The sequence below is a fragment of the Pseudomonas sp. GW821-FHT07B01 genome, from assembly GCF_059419065.1.
This window is the reverse complement of the sequence record NZ_JBWKRA010000008.1, coordinates 26,890-45,002: the sequence shown is the minus strand read 5'-3', so window position 1 is coordinate 45,002 and position 18,113 is coordinate 26,890. Positions and strand designations below refer to the sequence as shown.

19 protein-coding genes are annotated in these 18,113 nt (G+C 61.1%); 9 read left to right on the top strand and 10 right to left on the bottom strand.

The genetic code is table 11. The annotated features are described in order from the left end of the window. Positions 1–10 precede the first annotated feature (10 nt). On the top strand, positions 11–457 hold the full coding sequence (gene aroQ / locus AC07S6_RS11135) for a type II 3-dehydroquinate dehydratase (protein WP_019818037.1): 447 nt from the start codon (positions 11–13) through the stop codon (positions 455–457). Beyond that, entirely contained in the window at positions 457–1,305 is an 849-nt protein-coding gene (locus AC07S6_RS11130) for a shikimate dehydrogenase (RefSeq protein WP_495112295.1), read from the top strand. Before aroQ ends, AC07S6_RS11130 begins: the two co-directional genes overlap by 1 nt. A 53-nt stretch (positions 1,306–1,358) precedes the next feature. On the opposite strand, the gene AC07S6_RS11125 is transcribed toward AC07S6_RS11130, so the two are convergent. Further along, positions 1,359–2,024, bottom strand: a complete 666-nt coding sequence (locus AC07S6_RS11125; protein WP_014720036.1) for a TetR/AcrR family transcriptional regulator — start codon at positions 2,022–2,024, stop codon at positions 1,359–1,361. 77 nt (positions 2,025–2,101) lie between these two features. Further along, a complete protein-coding gene (gene quiC, locus AC07S6_RS11120; RefSeq protein ID WP_490613964.1) occupies positions 2,102–4,003 on the bottom strand; it encodes a 3-dehydroshikimate dehydratase QuiC in 1,902 nt (633 codons plus the stop codon). A gap of 226 nt (positions 4,004–4,229) precedes the next feature. Here quiC and AC07S6_RS11115 point away from each other — a divergent pair, with 226 nt between their 5' ends. Then, positions 4,230–5,564 carry an MFS transporter gene (locus AC07S6_RS11115; protein WP_014720038.1) on the top strand — a complete coding sequence of 445 codons (1,335 nt, stop codon included), beginning with the start codon at positions 4,230–4,232 and terminating at the stop codon, positions 5,562–5,564. Between the two features lies 1 nt (position 5,565). Here AC07S6_RS11115 and AC07S6_RS11110 read toward each other — a convergent pair whose 3' ends face one another. Beyond that, positions 5,566–6,444 carry a DMT family transporter gene (locus AC07S6_RS11110; protein WP_003194370.1) on the bottom strand — a complete coding sequence of 293 codons (879 nt, stop codon included), beginning with the start codon at positions 6,442–6,444 and terminating at the stop codon, positions 5,566–5,568. Between the two features lie 199 nt (positions 6,445–6,643). Here AC07S6_RS11110 and AC07S6_RS11105 point away from each other — a divergent pair, with 199 nt between their 5' ends. From AC07S6_RS11105 to AC07S6_RS11095, 3 genes are read left to right on the top strand one after another with little or no spacing between them, the layout of a single operon-like run. After that, the gene (locus AC07S6_RS11105; RefSeq protein ID WP_014720039.1) at positions 6,644–7,057 is read left to right on the top strand and encodes a lipoprotein; all 414 of its coding nucleotides are present in this window, start codon (positions 6,644–6,646) and stop codon (positions 7,055–7,057) included. Between the two features lie 45 nt (positions 7,058–7,102). Continuing rightward, positions 7,103–7,990 carry a KPN_02809 family neutral zinc metallopeptidase gene (gene ypfJ, locus AC07S6_RS11100; protein ID WP_014720040.1) on the top strand — a complete coding sequence of 296 codons (888 nt, stop codon included), beginning with the start codon at positions 7,103–7,105 and terminating at the stop codon, positions 7,988–7,990. Next, on the top strand, positions 7,991–8,965 hold the full coding sequence (locus tag AC07S6_RS11095; RefSeq protein WP_495112294.1) for an alpha/beta hydrolase: 975 nt from the start codon (positions 7,991–7,993) through the stop codon (positions 8,963–8,965). A 132-nt stretch (positions 8,966–9,097) separates the two neighbouring features. On the opposite strand, the gene AC07S6_RS11090 is transcribed toward AC07S6_RS11095, so the two are convergent. The 3 genes from AC07S6_RS11090 to AC07S6_RS11080 are packed head-to-tail and all read right to left on the bottom strand — an operon-like array spanning position 9,098 to position 11,159. Beyond that, positions 9,098–9,685, bottom strand: a complete 588-nt coding sequence (locus AC07S6_RS11090; RefSeq protein WP_197883745.1) for an HAD family hydrolase — start codon at positions 9,683–9,685, stop codon at positions 9,098–9,100. Further along, positions 9,682–10,551: an acyl-CoA thioesterase II gene (gene tesB / locus AC07S6_RS11085; RefSeq protein WP_014720043.1), complete on the bottom strand. Its 870-nt coding sequence runs from the start codon at positions 10,549–10,551 to the stop codon at positions 9,682–9,684. The genes AC07S6_RS11090 and tesB overlap by 4 nt, the downstream gene beginning before the upstream one ends. 38 nt (positions 10,552–10,589) lie before the next feature. Beyond that, positions 10,590–11,159, bottom strand: a complete 570-nt coding sequence (locus tag AC07S6_RS11080) for a GNAT family N-acetyltransferase (RefSeq protein ID WP_014720044.1) — start codon at positions 11,157–11,159, stop codon at positions 10,590–10,592. A 77-nt stretch (positions 11,160–11,236) separates the two neighbouring features. Between AC07S6_RS11080 and AC07S6_RS11075 the strand changes: the two genes are divergently transcribed. After that, entirely contained in the window at positions 11,237–12,157 is a 921-nt protein-coding gene (locus AC07S6_RS11075) for a histone deacetylase family protein (protein WP_058410084.1), read from the top strand. A 171-nt stretch (positions 12,158–12,328) separates the two neighbouring features. Next, on the top strand, positions 12,329–13,555 hold the full coding sequence (locus tag AC07S6_RS11070) for a TIGR03862 family flavoprotein (protein WP_495112293.1): 1,227 nt from the start codon (positions 12,329–12,331) through the stop codon (positions 13,553–13,555). 113 nt (positions 13,556–13,668) lie between these two features. Here AC07S6_RS11070 and rhlE1 read toward each other — a convergent pair whose 3' ends face one another. Next, positions 13,669–15,003, bottom strand: a complete 1,335-nt coding sequence (gene rhlE1, locus AC07S6_RS11065) for an RNA helicase RhlE1 (protein ID WP_034126931.1) — start codon at positions 15,001–15,003, stop codon at positions 13,669–13,671. A gap of 48 nt (positions 15,004–15,051) precedes the next feature. Beyond that, positions 15,052–15,948, bottom strand: a complete 897-nt coding sequence (gene yedA / locus AC07S6_RS11060; RefSeq protein WP_003194388.1) for a drug/metabolite exporter YedA — start codon at positions 15,946–15,948, stop codon at positions 15,052–15,054. Positions 15,949–16,108: 160 nt separating this feature from the next. Between yedA and AC07S6_RS11055 the strand changes: the two genes are divergently transcribed. After that, a complete protein-coding gene (locus AC07S6_RS11055; RefSeq protein ID WP_054918076.1) occupies positions 16,109–16,570 on the top strand; it encodes an Lrp/AsnC family transcriptional regulator in 462 nt (153 codons plus the stop codon). Positions 16,571–16,722: 152 nt separating this feature from the next. Here the strand turns inward: AC07S6_RS11055 and AC07S6_RS11050 are convergent, their stop codons facing one another. Together AC07S6_RS11050 and AC07S6_RS11045 are read right to left on the bottom strand one after the other, a co-directional pair. After that, positions 16,723–16,989, bottom strand: coding sequence for an acyl carrier protein (locus AC07S6_RS11050; RefSeq protein ID WP_495112292.1), 267 nt, complete (start codon positions 16,987–16,989; stop codon positions 16,723–16,725). Beyond that, positions 16,979–17,545 carry a hypothetical protein gene (locus AC07S6_RS11045; protein ID WP_495112291.1) on the bottom strand — a complete coding sequence of 189 codons (567 nt, stop codon included), beginning with the start codon at positions 17,543–17,545 and terminating at the stop codon, positions 16,979–16,981. The genes AC07S6_RS11050 and AC07S6_RS11045 overlap by 11 nt, the downstream gene beginning before the upstream one ends. Positions 17,546–18,113 lie beyond the last annotated feature (568 nt).

The window sequence follows — 18,113 nt, the reverse complement described above, 5'->3', positions numbered from 1 at the left end:
AGAAGCCTCTATGCCGCCCATCGTGCTGGTGCTCAACGGCCCCAATCTCAACCTGCTCGGCACTCGCGAGCCTGCCACTTATGGCCATGAAACCCTGGCCGACATTGCCGCCCTGTGTGGTCGCAGCGCCGACAAGCTCGGGCTGAAGATCGAGTTTCGCCAGACCAACCACGAGGGCGAATTGCTCGACTGGATCCACGGCGCCCGCAACCGCTGCGCGGGTATTGTGATCAACCCGGCGGCCTGGACTCACACTTCGGTCGCGATCCGCGATGCCCTGGTGGCCAGTGAAGTGCCGGTGATCGAAGTGCATTTATCCAACGTGCATGCCCGTGAAGCCTTTCGTCATCACTCGTTTGTGTCACCGATCGCCCAGGCCGTGCTGGCCGGGTTTGGCAGCCATGGCTACCACCTGGCACTGGAACATTTCAGCCTGACGCTGAAGGGACGCACGTAATGAAACCACGCATTCTCGCTGGCCTGATCGGCGCCGGCATCCAGGCCTCACGCACACCGGCACTGCATGAGCAGGAAGGCGATGCCCAAGGCTTGCGCTACCTGTATCGCCTGATCGACCTGGAGCCGCTGCACCTGGACCTCAAAGCCCTGCCGGAATTACTACGGGCCGCTGAGTTGATGCACTTCACCGGTTTGAACATTACTTACCCGTGCAAGCAGGCGATTCTGCCGTTGCTCGATGAGCTCTCCGATGAGGCCAGGGGTATTGGTGCGGTCAACACCGTGGTGTTCAAGGGCGGCAAACGCATCGGTCATAACACCGACTGCCTGGGGTTCGCCGAAGGCTTTCGCCGCAACTTGCACAACGTGCCGCGCCAACGCGTGGTGCAGATGGGCGCCGGTGGTGCGGGCGCGGCAGTGGCCCATGCACTGTTGGCAGAAGGCGTGGAGTACTTGAGCATCTTCGATGTCGACCGCACTCGCGCCCAGAACCTTGTGGATAACCTTGCCCAGCAGTTCGGCACCGGTCGAGCTCAGGTCGGCAGCCACTTGGAGAACGCCATGGCCGAGGCCGATGGCCTGGTGAACACCACGCCGATGGGCATGGCCAAGTTGCCCGGCACGCCAGTGCCAGCGGCGTTGTTGCGGGCCGAATTGTGGGTAGCGGAGATCGTGTACTTCCCGCTGGAAACCCAACTGCTGCGCGACGCGCGCGCCTTGGGTTGCCGTACCCTGGATGGCGGCAATATGGCGGTGTTTCAGGCGGTGAAGGCGTTTGAGTTGTTCAGCGGCGAAGTGGCGGATGCAGACAGGATGCTGGCGCACTTCCAGAGCATGAATATCTAGGGATGCAACCCCATCATGATCGTTCCCACGCTCTGCGTGGAAACGATCAGTTCTCAGGCTTGCAGGTAGCGCAACACCGACTCGCAAATCATTTCCCGATGGCGCTGCTTGATCGCCTCATCCGACAGTTCGATCTGGAAAATCTCGCTGAAGGTGTGCCGGTTGGACACCCGGTAGAAACTGAACGAGTTGATCAGCAAGTGCACATCCAGCGGCTCCAGCCCTTCGCGAAACAGCCCCAACTCAGCCCCGCGGCGCAGGGTCTCCCCCAACCCTTCCAGGATTTTGCTGTTCATCGCCTTGATGGTCTCGGTGCGTTTGACGTACTCGGCGTTGTGGATGTTTTCGATGCTGACGATGCGCACGAAATCCACGTTCTGGTCGTGGTGATCAAAGGTGAATTCCACCAGCCGGCGAATCGCCTCACGCGGCTCCAGGGCGGTGAGGTTCATGCGCGTTTCGGTGTTGCGGATATCACCGTAGAGCTTCTCCAGCACCTCGACGTATAGCTGCTCCTTGCTGCCGAAGTAGTAATAGATCATGCGCTTGGAGGTATGGATACGCTCGGCGATGGCGTCTACGCGAGCGCCGGCCAGGCCCTGTTGAACAAACTCGACAATGGCTTCCTGGAGAATATTCTCCCGGGTCTTTTCCGGATTGTTCTTGCGACTCTTGCGCGGTGCGTCAGCTACCGCGGGGAGATCGGGACTCGAGGTCATGGTGCGCTCACGGCCATTGTTGTGCAGGCGCTGATTATGGGCCGCGGCGCTCCCCGAAGGAAGCACCTGCCTTGCGGTTATAGCCGGGCCTGGCGTACCGCCCCACTGCGCGACTTGGCCATCGCCGCCAGACGCACCGCCACGTTGGCAGCGCCGTAGCCGGCATAGCCATTCTTGCGCTGGATGATCTCGAAGAAAAACCGCCCCTCGAACGCCTCGGTGTACACATGAAACAACTCACCGCCCTGGGCGTCGCGGTCGTACAGCACGTTGTAATACGCCAACTCACTGAGGAACTCATCGTCAAAATCAAAGCGCGCCGCCAGGTCGTCGTAATAGTTGAGCGGGATATCCAGCAACGGCACACCGGCCTCTTTGGCCCGGCGTACCTCGGCGAAAATATCCGCGCAATCGAAGGCAATGTGGTGCACGCCCGAACCGCGATAGCTGGAGAGCGCGTGGGAAATCGCGGTGTTGCGGTTTTCGGAGATATTCAACGGCAGGCGAATCGAACTGCAACGGCTGCGCAATGCACGGCTTTTCACCAGGCCGTAGGGGTCGGGCAGGACCACTTCGTCATCGGCTTCGAAATCCAGCAGGCTTTTGTAGAACAACACCCAACTGTCGAGGCTGTCGGCCGGCAGCGCCATGGCCATATGGTCGATGCGCAGCAAGCCGCCACTGGCGGGCGCAGCCGTTTGCAGGTTGAAATCGGTGTCGTACAGCCCGCCTTCGCTGGGGTCGACCAGGTAAATCAGGCTGCCATCCGGTGCACGCACGGCGGCCAATTCCAGTTCGTTGGGGCCGACCAGGCCGCGATAAGGCTGGCCCTTGTAGGCCACCGCCCGCTCCAGGGCCTTGGCACTGTCCTTGACCCGAATTGCGGTGGCGCACAGCGACGGGCCATGGGCCTCGAAAAAGTTGTGGGCGAAGGAATAGGGTTCGCAGTTGAGGATCAGATTGATATCGCCCTGGCGCAACAGGCTCACATTCTTCGAGCGATGCTGGCCGGCCTTGGCAAACCCCAGGCGTTCCAGCCAATTGCTCAGTTTGGCGCCAAGGCTTTCATCCACGGCAAATTCGAGGAATTCGATCCCGTCGTACTCGCTGGCCGCCGGGGTTTCAAACAGGATGTCCACTGGCGCAGCGGGTGCCTCTTGCGCCAGGCGCTGGCGGGTTTTTTCCTCGAGGTACAGCAACGAGCGCAAACCATCTGCCGCATTCGCACGAGTGGGCGCAGCGCGGAAGCCATCGTTGAAAATTTCCAGGGACAAGGGCCCGGTGTAGCCACTTTGGATGATCGGCGCGAGAAAGCCCGCCAGGTCAAATTCGCCCTGGCCGGGGAAGCAACGGAAATGCCGGCTCCACTCCAACACATCCATGGCCAGGATCGGCGCGTCGGCCATCTGCACGAAGAAAATCTTGTCGCCCGGAATCTGGGCGATGCCGCTGGGGTCGCCCTTGAGCGACAAGGTGTGGAAGCTGTCGAGCAACACACCGAGGCTTGGGTGATCGACCTGGCGCACCAGGTTCCACACCTGCTGCCAGGTGTTCACATGCTTGCCCCAGGCCAGAGCTTCATAGCCGATGCGCAGGCCGCGCTTGCCCGCATGTTCGGCCAGCAGGCTCAGGTCATCGAGCAAAATACGTTCGTCACCCACGCTGTCGGCCGAGGCATTGCTGCACACCAATACCAGATCGGTGCCCAGTTCCTGCATCAAATCGAATTTGCGTTCGGCACGCTCCAGGTTGCGTGCCAGGCGATCACGGCGGCAGCCTTCGAAGTCGCGAAACGGCTGGAACAGGGTGATGGCGATGCCGAGGTCGGCGCACATCTGCCTGACTTCCCGGGGGCTGCCGTCGTAATACAACAAGTCGTTCTCAAAGATCTCCACCCCATCAAACCCGGCGGCGGCGATGGCTTCGAGTTTTTCCGGCAGGGTGCCGCTCAAGGACACAGTGGCAATAGAACGTTGCATGGAAGACTCCCGGCAATTGTTGTTTGTGGCAAATTATTCGCCCCCAGCCTACAGGCAGCAATTAAAATGTACGAACCGGTTAGTTTTTGGTGCGATTATCGAACACTAAGCCTCTTTGGCGAATTGACGACTTTTTAACCACTGCGCACCATCGACCGGGCAATTCGCTCACGTAACAAAGACCCAGAACACACCATAAGAATTTCAAAAAACGGGTACAAACCTCATGCCTCTGCAAAATTCAGCCCTGGCCGCGCGCCCGGGCAACCCGCACGCCGGCATCGGCGACAAGATCCGCGGTGCCCTGGCCGTGGGTAAAACGCGCTGGGGCATGCTGGCCCTGGTGTTCTTTGCCACCACTTTGAACTACATCGACCGCGCCGCCCTGGGCGTGATGCAACCGATCCTCGCCAAGGAAATGAGCTGGACGGCGATGGACTACGCCAACATCAACTTCTGGTTCCAGGTCGGCTACGCCATCGGCTTTGTGCTGCAAGGCCGCTTGATCGACCGAGTCGGCGTCAAGCGCGTGTTCTTCTGCGCCGTGCTGCTGTGGAGCCTGGCCACCGGCGCCCATGGCCTGGCCACCTCGGCGGTCGGCTTTATGGTCTGCCGGTTTGTCCTCGGGCTGACCGAAGCCGCCAACTACCCGGCCTGCGTCAAGACCACACGCTTGTGGTTCCCGGCGGGTGAACGTGCAGTGGCCACCGGCATCTTCAACGCCGGCACCAACGTCGGCGCGATGATGACGCCCATGCTGCTGCCGTTGATCCTGCACGTGTGGGGCTGGCAGGCAGCGTTCCTGTGCATGTCGGCACTGGGCGGTATCTGGCTGGTGCTCTGGGGCTTGAAGTATTACAACCCGGAAGACCACCCCACGGTTAAACAATCCGAATTGGACTACGTGCAACAGGAAGTCGAACCCGAACAACCCCGCGTGCCGTTCAGCCGCATCCTGCGCATGCGTGGCACTTGGGCCTTCGCCCTCGCCTACTCGCTGACCGCGCCGGTGTTCTGGTTCTACCTGTATTGGCTGCCGCCGTTCTTGAATCAGCAATACAACCTGGGCATCAACGTGACCCAGATGGGCATTCCGCTGATCATCATTTACCTCACCGCCGACTTTGGCAGCGTCGGGGGCGGGATCCTGTCGTCATTCCTGATTGGCCGTGGGATGAACTCGATCAAGGCGCGGCTGTTGTCGATGCTGCTGTTCGCCTGCTGCATCGTCGGCGTCATCATGGCGGCCGGCTCCAGCCAGCTGTGGGTCGCGGTGTTTGCCATCTCCCTGGCCATCGGCGCGCACCAGGCCTGGACCGCCAACATCTGGAGCCTGGTGATGGACTACACGCCCAAGCACATGATGAGCACGGTGTTCGGTTTCGGCGGCATGTGCGCGGCCATCGGCGGCATGTTCATGACCCAGATCGTCGGCCATATCCTCACGGTGACCAACAACAACTACACGGTGTTGTTCACCCTGATCCCGGCGATGTACTTCATCGCACTGGTGTGGATGTACTTCATGGCGCCGCGCAAGATCCCCACGGTAGACGTTTGATCTACCTGCGCCGCTGCTGCCAGGCAGCGGCCAACCCGCTCATGCAGATCACCCCGATACCCACCACCGTGGTCATATCGGGGGTATGGCTGAACACCAGCCAGCCCAACAACCCCGCAAACACGATCTGGCAATAGCCAAACGGCGCCAGCAAGGCCGGCGCCGCGAAGCGGAACGCCTGGGTGAGCATCAGGTGCGCGGTCATCCCGCAGGTGCCCAGCGCCAGCATCATCACCGCGTGCCACAGCGTCGGCACTTGCCAGAAGAACGGCACCATTGCACTCATCACCAAGGTGTTGCACAGGCCGGCGAAGAAGTTGCTGGTGGTCGGGCTGTCGTATTGGCTGAGGATGCGCGTGAGCAACTGGTAGAAGCAGAAGAACAGCGCCGAACACAGCGGCAGCAACACCGCCGGGGTAAACAGCTCGCCGCCGGGGTGGATAATGATCACCACGCCGATAAACCCGCAGATCACCGCTAGCCACTGGCCACGAGTCACGTGCTCACCGAGCAACGGCACCGACAGCGCCGTCACCAGGATCGGCGCCAGGAAGTTCACCGCTGTAGCTTCGGCCAGCGGGATGTAATGCAGCGCTGTGGTGAAGAACAGGCTGGTGCCCAACAGGCATAACGCCCGCACCACCTGCATGCCCGGCCGCTTGCTGCGCAACACGCGCAGGCCCGATTGCGGCAGAAAGATCCCGGCCATCAGCAAGGTGTGCACCATGTACCGCGCCCACACCACCATCACGATCGGGTAGAACCCGGCCAGGTATTTGGACAAGGCGTCGTGACTGGAGAACAGGAACGTCGCCAGCACAATCAGCAGGATGCCTTTGAACGGATGGTTGACGCCGGAGAGCGGGGTACTGACAGTCATTGAATTCTCTTGTGTGGCGAGCGGGACGCTGAGCACTGAACCAAGTCGCGCTCAACCCGGTAATCTAGCAGCCGGGCCGGAGTCTGCCCCAAGAGCATAACCAAACAACGGGCGAACAGCGCACTAAATCGATGGATCCGAGTCCAACGCTGCACGCTCGCCCCGGCGTTGCACACTATTTAACCAAGGCCTTGCCGCTATGAAAAAAATCCTCTTTGCCCTGTCTGCCCTCGCCCTGCTCGCCGCCTGCGATAAAACCCCGAAAGAAGCCCCCAAGCCCGCGCCGGCTTCCGTGCAAGCGACCCTGGTGCCCGAGACTCCGCCGACCGATAAATGGGTAGGCAAGTGGGTCGGTGTCGAAGGCTTGCACCTGACCATCGCCAAGGACGACAGCATTGGCCGTGGCCACTACCTGCTGACCATGCAATACGGCCTCGACGCCGATGACGCCGGCACCTTCAAAGGTGAGGCCACCGAAGACGGCATCGCCTTCATCCGCCCCGACGGCCCGCAGTTGTTGCGCGCTGGCGACGGCGCCGCCACCGGCTTGAAGTGGCTGGCAGATAAAAAAGACTGCCTGATCGTCGCCACTGGCGAAGGCTATTGCCGTTAATACCGACCATAATCAATCACGGTTTGCACACAGAGGATTGCTCCCATGCTATGGAAAAAAGGCCGACGCAGCGACAACGTGGTGGATGCCCGTAACGACAGTGGTGGCGGCGGTGGCGGTATGCGCTTCGGCGGCGGCAAGGGCCTGAGCCTCACGGCCATCGTGCTGATCGTCGGCATTGGCTGGCTGACCGGCCAGGACCCGATGCAGATTCTTGGCCAATTGACCGGCCAGATGGAACAGGCGCCATCGGTCAGTACCCAGCCGCGTCAAGCGCCGCCAGCCAACGATGAGCAAGCCGACTTTGTGCGCGCTGTGCTGGGCGATACCGAAGACACCTGGGGCCAGGTGTTCCAGGAAAATGGGCTGGCCTATAAGAACCCGAAACTGATCCTGTTCCGTGGCCGGGTGAACTCAGCCTGTGGTGGCGCCACCTCAGCCAGCGGCCCGTTCTACTGCCCGGCTGACCAGCAAGTGTACCTGGACCTGGATTTTTTCCGGGAAATGTCGCAACGCTTCCAGGCCGCCGGTGATTTCGCCCAGGCCTACGTGATCGCCCACGAAATCGGGCACCACGTACAAACGTTGCTGGGCATCTCGTCCAAGATCCAGGCGGCGCGCCAACAGGGTCGGCAGATGGAAGGCGACGGTGGCCTGCTGGTTCGCCAGGAGCTGCAAGCCGACTGCTTTGCCGGCGTGTGGGCCAACCATGCGCAAAAACGTCTGAACTGGCTGGAACCCGGCGATATCGAAGAAGCCCTGAACGCAGCCAATGCCATCGGCGATGACCGCTTGCAGCAACAGGGCCAGGGGCGCGTGGTACCAGACTCGTTCACCCACGGCACCTCGGCCCAGCGCGTGCGCTGGTTCAAGACCGGCTTCGCCCAAGGCCAGATAACTCAATGCGATACCTTCGCGGCCAAGAGTCTCTAAATGATCAAACGATTGGGGTTGCTGCTGGGTGTGCTCGTGTCCTGTTGCACCTTCGCAGCCGAACACGGCGTCAAGGTGGTCAGCCCCGATCGCCTTCATCTGGAGGCCGGCGACCTCAGCCTGGGCCTGAGCCAGGATTGGCGCGAACCACTGCCTAAGGTCACACGCGCATTGATCATCGTGCATGGCCGCCTGCGCAATGCACAAACCTACCTGCAAAGCGGCATCGACGCCGCCGAGCATGCCGGGGTGGGCGGTACTACGCTGGTGATCGCGCCGCAGTTTCTCAATCAAGCCGACGTGAAGCGCAATCACCTGGGCCACGAGGTGGTGCGTTGGACGGGTAACGACTGGATGGCCGGCGAAGCGTCCACCGGCCCAGGGCAGATCAGCTCTTATGGCGCTCTGGACCAGATCATCAAGCACTTGGGCAACCACAAACTGTTCCCGGCGCTGAAAGAAATCGTGGTCGCCGGGCATTCCGGTGGCGGCCAAGTGGTGCAACGCTTCGCCCTCACCGGCCACGACCACCCATTGCTGATCTCCGAGGGCATCCGCCTGCGGTATGTGGTGGCTAACCCGTCGTCCTATGCGTACTTCAGCCCGCAACGCCCGGTGACGTTCGACATCGCCAATTGCCCAGGCTTTAACGACTGGAAGTACGGCATGCAAAACCTGCCGGATTACGTGGGGGGCCGAGGTGCCCAGCAACTGGAACAAGACTACGTCTCACGCGACGTCACTTACCTGTTGGGCCAGCAGGACACCGACCCCAACCACCCGGCATTGGATAAAAGTTGCGAAGCCGAAACCCAGGGTGCGTATCGGCTGATGCGTGGCCACAACTACTTTGATTACCTCAAACAGCGGCATCCGCAGTTGGGCCACAGGCTGGTAGAAGTGCCAGGGGTGGGGCATGACGGGGACAAAATGTTTACCTCGCCAGAGGGAGAAAAGGTGCTGTTCGCCCAGTAGCACCTGAAGGAACCCCATCAAAATGTGGGAGCTGGCTTGCCTGCGATGACGGACTGTCAGTTGATAAAGTGTCAGCTGACCCACCGCTATCGCAGGCAAGCCAGCTCCCACATTTGCTCTCTGTCGCCCGGGTTAGATCATTCGGCGCAACGCCGCACAATCCTCGGCATGCCAATCCGCCAATTCCGGCCAAGGGTTCTCCGGCAAGTTCACCAACACCGTCTTGGTGCCCGCTGCCCGGCCACAATCCAGGTCAAAGCGATAATCCCCCACCATCACCATTTCGCGGGGTGCTACGTCCCAAGCCGCCGCCAGTTTCAGCAACCCACCGGGGTCCGGCTTGTGCGGCGCATCATCGCGCCCCAGCACATCCTCAATCGCAAAGCAGTCCGCCAGGCCTATCGCCTCCAGGGTGATATGGGCCAGCTCCCGCGCATTGCGGGTCAGGATCCCCAGGCGGTAACCGCGCCCGGCCAATTCCTGTACCAGCTCCACCGCGCCCTGCGCCGCCACCGAACCCAGGGCCAGCTCGCGCTCGTGCTCCAGCAACCAGGCGTGCTTGGCGGCTGCAACCGGCGCAGGCAAGGCCGCCAGGTGCGTGAGGATGTCGTCTTCAGGTGGAATGTCCAGCGCCACGCGGATAGCGGCAAAATCATGCACCGCCACCGTGAGGGTGCCGTCCATGTCGAACACCCAGTGCCTAACGTCGCCGAGGCTCATGCCCAATCCTTGCGATGGCGGATCAAACCTTCCTGGGTCACCGACGCCACCAGTTGCCCGGCGCGGTTGTACACGCTGCCCCGGGAGAACCCCCTGGAGTTGCCAGCCCACGGGCTGTCCATGGCGTACAACAACCAGTCATCGGCACGCAGGTCGGCGTGGAACCACAGCGCGTGATCGAGGCTGGCGACCTGCATGTCTTTCTGCCACACGGTCTTGCCATGGGGCAGCAGCGAGGTGGTCAGCAGGCCGAAGTCCGAGGCGTAGGCCAACAGGTACTTATGCAGCGCCGGCGTGTCCGCCAAGGCACCGTCGGCACGAAACCACACGTACTTGACCGGGTCGGACGGCTGCGGGTTGAACGGGTCTTTTTCGGTGACCGGGCGCACTTCGATGGGCTTGGGGCACAGCAGCTTGTCGCGCATGTGCTCGGGGATCAGGTGCGCACGTTGCTGGGTCAGCTCCAGTTCCGACGGCAGGTTTTCCGGGCCCACAACCACCGGCATGGTGGTCTGGTGCTCGAAGCCTTGTTCGTCGTACTGGAACGAGGTCGTGCAGGTGAAGATCGGATTGCCCTTTTGAATCGCGGTGACACGACGTGTGCTGAAACTGCCACCATCGCGCACGCGGTCCACCGAATACACCACCGGCAACGCGGCATCGCCAGGGCGCAGGAAATAACCGTGCAGGGAATGCACATGCCGCGCTTCTTCTACGGTCTGGCTGGCCGCCGACAGCGACTGGCCGAGCACTTGGCCGCCGAACAGTTGGCGAAAGCCCAGGTCCTGGCTGCGGCCGCGAAAGAGGTTTTCCTCGATCGGCTCCAGGGTCAGCAAGTCCACCAGATCTTCCAATACTTGGCTCATAGAGCAACTCCTACAATCAATAGGGCATTCCGGGCTGCTTATCCGTGCAGCGTGTCCAACCATTGGGCGCGGGTGATGCGGTACAAAACATGCGGTCGCAGCGGGTCACCGGCTGCGACTTTCGGGTGTTCAAAATCTGCCTGCGGATCGTAATGCATACCGATGGCCTGCATGACTTTTTGTGAGGGCAGGTTGCTCTCGGTGGTGAAGGCCAGGATTTCGTCCAGTTGCAAGCGGTCAAAACCACAGCGCAACGCTGTCCAGGCGGCCTCACTGGCATAACCCAGCCCCCAATGTTCGCGGGCCAGGCGCCAGCCGATTTCCACCGCCGGGGTAAAGCCGGCTTCAAAGCTGACATTCGCAAGCCCGGTCAGGCCGATAAATTCGCCCGTGTCCTTGCGCTGCAATGCCCAAAAACCAAAGCCATATTCAGCAAAATGCCCGCGAATCCGGCCGATCAACGCGGCGCTTTCCAAGTGGCTCAATTGAGCCGGAAAGTAGCGCATCACCTGCGGGTCGGCGCACATGCGCGCAAAGTCCGGCAGGTCGCTGTCGCGCCATTGGCGCAGCACCAAGCGTGCACTTTCCAATTCCAGTATCGGCTCCATGGGGCCCCCCTGCCTTGCCATGTGCGTGAGTGTACAGCGCTGTTAAGATCCGTCGCAGGTTCCCGTCAGAAAATGCCATGTCCTTGCCATTGATCTACCACGAAGACTACAGCCCTGAGTTCCCGGCGGACCACCGGTTCCCCATGGACAAGTTTCGCCTGTTGCGTGACCACTTGGTGGACAGCGGCCTGACCGAAGACAGCCAATTGCTGCGCCCGCCGCTGTGCCCGGCAGACATTTTGGCCCTGGCCCATGAACCGGGATATATCGAACGCTACATGAGCGGCGAACTGTCCCGCGAAGACCAACGCCGCCTCGGCCTGCCGTGGAGCGAAGCCCTGGCCCGGCGCACCGTGCGCGCGGTGGGCGGCTCGATCCTGGCCGCCGAACAAGCCCTGGAACATGGCCTGGCCTGCCATTTGGCGGGCGGCACCCACCATGCCCATTACGATTATCCGGCGGGTTTCTGCATTTTTAATGACCTGGCGGTGATCAGCCATTACCTGTTGGCCAACGGCCGGGTCAATCGCGTGCTGATCTTCGATTGCGACGTACACCAGGGTGACGGCACCGCACGCATCCTGCACGACACGCCGGACGCCATCACCGTGTCGCTGCACTGCGAAAAGAACTTCCCGGCACGCAAGGCCCAGAGCGACTGGGACATCCCGCTGCCCATGGGCATGGGAGATGCCGACTACCTCAAGGTGGTGGATGACGCGCTCAACTACCTGCTGCCGCTCTACCAGCCGGATCTGGTGCTGTACGACGCCGGCGTGGATGTGCACAAGGACGACGCCCTTGGTTACCTCAAGCTGACAGATGCAGGCGTCGCCGCCCGTGATGAAAGCGTGATGCGCCACTGCCTGGGCCGCGACATACCGGTGATGGGCGTGATCGGCGGCGGTTACAGCAAGGACCGCCCCGCCCTCGCCCGCCGCCACGGCATCCTGCACCACAGCGCGCAGCGGGTGTGGACGTCATCAGGCTGTCATTGAAGTGTGAGCGTTACCCACAATGCCTGTGGAACGGCCTGTGGATAACTTGAGCGTAAGCGGCTACAAGCGTTTGACCGCATGGCCTGTAGGAAAGTGTACGTTTTTTGATCAGGCAGCGGCGTCATGGTCGGGTAGAATGCTCGGCCTATTCACATCACCGTAGCCCTGCCCATGCCTCAGACTTCTGCCCACCACGTCTCCATTATCGGCGGCGGCCCCGCCGGGCTGATGGCCGCTGAAGTCTTGAGCCAGGCGGGCGTGCGCGTGGACCTGTACGACGGCATGCCTTCAGTGGGGCGCAAGTTCCTGCTGGCCGGCGTGGGCGGCATGAACATCACCCACTCCGAGGCGTACCCGGCGTTCCTGTCGCGCTACGCCGAACGCGCCCCGCACATGGCACCGCTACTGCGCAGCTTTGGCGCCGAGGCGTTGTGCGAATGGATTCATGGCCTGGGCATTCAAACTTTTGTCGGTACCTCCGGCCGCGTATTTCCTACCGATATGAAAGCCGCGCCACTGTTGCGCGCCTGGCTCAAGCGTCTGCGGGAGCAAGGTGTGGTTATCCACACCCGGCATCGGTGGACGGGTTGGAATGCCGAGGGCGATTTACTTATCCACAGCCCGGACGGCGAAAAAGTTGTCCACAGCGACGCTGTGCTGCTGGCCCTGGGCGGCGGCAGCTGGTCGCGATTGGGCTCCGACGGCGCATGGCTCAACCTGTTTGAAGGCAAAGGCCTGCCCTATGTGCGGCTGCAACCGAGCAACTGCGGGTTTGAAGTATCGGCGTGGAGCGAGTTGATGGTCAGCAAATTCGCTGGCGCACCGTTGAAAAACGTCGCCATTGGCCTGGGGGATGACAAGCCTCGGCTGGGTGAATGCGTGATCACCGCCACCGGCATTGAAGGCAGTTTGATTTACGCCTTGTCGGCGCCGATTCGCGAAGCGATCAACCGCGACGGGGCGGCCACGGTGCATATCGATTTGCTGCCCAGCAAGCCGTTGGACAAGGTGCAGGCCGCATTGGCCAAGCCCCGTGGCTCGCGGTCGATGAGCAAGCACTTGCACAGTCAGTTGGGGTTGGATGGCGTGAAGGCAGCGTTGTTGCGCGAGCTGACGCCCGCTGAACACTTCACCGATCCGGCGCAATTGGCGGTGGATATCAAGGCGTTGCCGCTGACGCTGGTGAGGACGCGGCCGATGGATGAGGCGATCAGCACGGCGGGTGGTGTGCCGTTTGAAGCGCTGGATGAGCGGTTGATGCTCAAGCCATTGCCTGGCGTGTTTTGTGCGGGGGAAATGCTGGATTGGGAGGCGCCCACTGGTGGGTATTTGCTGACGGGGTGTTTTGCCAGTGGTAGAGCGGCTGGGCGGGGGATTTTGGAATGGCTCCACCGCTGATCGTTCCCACGCTCTGCGTGGGGATGCCGCCAGGGACGCTCTGCGTCCCGCTTTAGGTTCGTGACGCAGAGCGTCACAGGATGCGTTCCCACGCGGAGCGTGGGAACGATCAATCACTTCTTCTTACGCGGCCCAGTGTTAAAAACCGGCACCTTGCGCACCGGCTTGATCGAAGGCTCGGCCGGCGCCACTTCCCCACTGTCCACCCACTTGCCCAGGTTGCGCTTGCCGCCACCGCCGGACGCTTTAGGCTTCTTCGGCTTTTTCGGCTTCTTGACCACCTGCCCGCTGGCATCGGTGTCCGGCACGCGGTGCTCCGGCTCGAAATCCGGTTCCATCTTGCGGGTGAGGGTCTGACGGGTCAGCATTTCGATCGCCGAGAGCATGTTCACCTCGTCGGCACACACCAGGGAAATCGCCTCACCGGTGTTGCCCGCACGCCCGGTACGGCCGATACGGTGGATGTAGTCTTCGGCCACGATCGGCAGGTCGAAGTTGACCACCAGCGGCAGGTCTTCGATATCCAGGCCACGGGCCGCCACATCGGTGGCCACCAGGATTTGCACTTCGCTGGCCTTGAAGCGGTCCAGTGCGCGTTGGCGGGTGGCTTGGGGTTTGTCGCCATGGATGCCGTCGGCGTTGATCCCCAGGCCCTGCAACTTGTCCACCAGCGCATCCACGCCGTTGCGGGTCTTGGCGAATACCAGCACCTGCTTCCAGCGGCCTTTGCGCATCAGGTGCACAAACAGCTCCGGCTTGCGCTTCTTGTCCACCGGTACCACCCACTGCTTGACGGTGTTGGCGGCAACGTTGCGTGGGCTGACTTCGATGCTCAGCGGGTCGTTGAGCATTTGCCCGGCGAGCAGGCGGATGTCATCGGAGAAGGTCGCGGAGAATAGCAGGGTCTGGCGCTTTTTCGGCAGCATGCGATAAATGTTGGCAAGCTCTTCGGAGAAGCCCAGGTCGAGCATGCGGTCGGCTTCATCCAGCACCAGGGTTTGCAGCTGGTTGAGCTTCAGCGCGTTCTGGCGGAACAGGTCGATCAGGCGCCCAGGGGTGGCGACCAGAATGTCGACGCCTTTGCGCAGCTTCATCATCTGCGGGTTGATGCTCACGCCGCCGTACACCGCGTAAGTGGTCAGCGGCAGGTGTTGGGCGTACTCGGCAACGCTGGCATGAACCTGCTCGGCCAGTTCACGGGTGGGGCACAGGATCAGCGCACGCGCCGAGTTGGCGGCGACTTTCGGCCCTTCCATGGTCAGCAGTTGCAGCAGCGGCAAAGCGAAACCTGCGGTCTTGCCGGTGCCGGTCTGGGCCGCGGCCATCAGGTCGCGACCGGCCAGCACGGCCGGAATGGCTTGCGCCTGCACCGGCGTCGGGGTCTGGTAGCCAAGCGTCTCAAGGGCGCGCAGCAAGGGTTCGATCAGGCCAAGGGTGGCGAAAGTCATGTAGTTACCGTAGGAAAAATTCAGCGCAAGGGCGTAATGCGCGGCAGTTTACCTTATTTCCGGTTTGGGCTTGCGCCATTGGGGCAGGCTGATCAGCAACACCGCGCTGATGATCACCAGCATTGCCAGGGCTTCTTCCAGGCCGATGCTCTCACCGACGAACACAATCCCCAGTAACACGGCCACGGCCGGGTTCACATAGGCGTAGCTGGTCGCCGCCGCCGGGCGTACGTGCTTGAGCAGGTACATATAAGCGTTGAAGGCGATGATCGAGCCGAACACCGTGAGGTACGCCAGAGCCAGCCAGCCTTCCAGCGGCGGCATGGCCTGCAGGTGTTCGCCAGACAACGCGCTGACGATCAGCAGCGCCACACCGGCCACGAGCATTTCCGCGGCGCTGGCCATGGCGCCTTGGGGCAGCGGCAAGTGGCGGCTCCACACCGAGCCGAAGGCCCAGGACGCCGCCGCCATCAACAGCAACACCGCGCCCAGTGGGCTCGACTGCAAGGTACTGCCCATGTTGAGCATGGCAATGCCGATAATCCCCAGCAGCACCCCGGCCCATTCCAACCGTGTATTACGTGCGCCCCAGAAAAACCCACACAGCAAGGTAAACAGCGGCACCGTCGCCACCGCCAGCGCGGCCACGCCGGACGACACGCCCATATGTTCGGCCACACTCACGCCACCATTGCCCACGGTGAGCAACAAAATGCCGATCATCCCGGCCGCCTTCCACTGCGGCCAGGTCGGCGCCGGCACCCCGCGCCACCTGAGAAAGCCGTACATCAACGCGCCCGCCGTGCAAAACCGAATCCCCGCCAGCAACAGCGGCGGCCAGTACTCCACGCCAATGCGGATCACCAGGTAGGTGGAACCCCAGATCACATACAACGCAAAAAAGGCGGCGATCAACGGTAAGGGAAAGCGACGTGGGCCAGGCATTGGGCGGCTCTATGGCAGGAAATGGGAGACTTATTCTAGAAACGAAGGTGGATAAACTTAAGTTACAAAACCTGTTTAAAACGCCAATACACTTCTCAAACCATGGTTATCAAGGCTATAAACCGTGCTTTCGAAAGCCATGCGCAACCGGAGCCTTATCATGGACAAATACGACCGCATGCTCCTCAGCGCCCTGCTTGAAGATGGCCGTGCTTCCTACGCGCAACTGGCGCGCACCGTGAACCTCTCCGCACCCGCCGTGGCCGAACGCGTGGCCAAGCTTGAGGCCAGCGGCGTGATCACCGGGTACCAGGCCAAGGTGGATTTATCCAAAGTGGGTTTGCCGATTCAATGCGTGATTGAACTGCGACTGACCAACCATGGCAGCCAAAAGGTTTACGACGCCCTGGCGGAAATACCCGAACTGACCGAATGCCACCGCGTCACAGGCGACCCGTGCGTGATCATGCAAGCGGCGGTGGGCTCGATGCCCGAGTTGGAGAGCCTGATTAACCGCGTAGCGAAGTTTGGCTTCAGCAAGACCTCGATTATTTTGTCCAGCGCGATAGAGCGGCGGGTGCCGTTGGGGCAATTGGAAGCCAATGGGAAAAATGCTGGCTGAGCGATCGTTCGATCGTTCCCACGCTCCGCGTGGGAATGCATCCCGTGACGCTTTGCGTCACGACTTTAAGGGCGGACGCAGAGCGTCCAGGGCAGCATTCCCACGCAGAGCGTGGGAACGATCAGCCCGGCTGTTCTGCCCGAGCGACGCGGTTAACTGTAGGAGCTTGATCTGCGCTCGATCAAATCAACTATCTGCTTGATGGTCGTGATGTGATTCCAATCCTCCTGCGTCGCTTGCAGCTTGAACTGCCACTTGATCTGCATGACAAAGCAGGTCAGGTCGTCATCAATGATGTCGAAGTCATGGATGAAATCGGTTTGCTCCGTCACTTCGCTTCGGTCGACAAAACCGATGATATCGACGAATAGCTGGATAACTTTTTCGCTGATGTCGGCTCTTGCCAGGCTACCTTCCATTTTTCGCCTCATAGGCACACTTACCAATACTGACCAGGTCAAAGACTGCAAGCCCGGCAGCGACGAAGGGCATGCCTCGCCCGATGATCCCAAATACCCGGACCGTGCCAAACGTTGCCTTTGCCATTCTGGCCATGGTGGGGTGCTTGATCAACGTACGAGGGAAAAAGCGCATTCCGATCAGGCTAGCCAGGTTCGTGGTTTTGCTGGAGCCGACGTGAACCCAAGCACCCACCGCAATTTTGCTTATGGGTATGCCCGCCGCGCCAGTGATCACTGTGGCTGCCGTGAGGCCGTAGTGTTGCTGTGTACATTTCCAGAGTTCATCAAACGTCGTATCGGGCGCAACGGGGTCAGCGTGAATCGGCTTGAGTAACTGGTAATGAGGGCCATGACTCCAACCTGGCGAACTCGGCAACACCATGACTGCCGGGCAGCTTGTCATCGTGTTGCCCACATGAAACGCCATGCTTGAACTGGAACCCAGATCAATGCCATGTGGTTCGAGTTCCAACTTGCTTTGCATGATCGCTGTATGAAGGTCGCTTTCCTGCATTATCATTATCCCTGTGCGTGAATGACAGACAGGATGGTAGGTCGCAGTAAGACGCGATAGATGAGCAAAGAGGAAAACCAGAAAGGTCCTAGGTCATAGCCGGATTTGACCTACCGACCACTCAGCGCCCAGGTGCCTTGTTTGCGTCGGATTCGGTAGCCAGTCTCGCCCTGTCATCGAATGCTTGGTGACCGGACGTGCAAGTCCGACGCCCTGGCCCACGCGTCGGGCGGAGTGATGAGATGCGTTGGGTGGAGATGGCGAAGGGGGTGGTGGACCAGGCGTTGGAGTGCGCGCAGCCTCGATAAACGACGCATACCCCCTGTGGGAGCCGGGCTTGCCCGCGATAGCGGAGGGTCAGGCAATAAATGGCTGGCTGATACACCGCTATCGCAGGCAAGCCAGCTCCCACATTGGAGCTCCAGTGTTCTTGAGGCAGTAGCTGGAACAGAATCCGCGCTGTTTGCTGATCGTTCCCACGCTCTGCGTGGGAATGCCGCCCTGGACGCTCTGCGTCCGCTCTTAAAATCGTGACGCTGAGCGTCACCAGATGCATGCCCACGCGGAG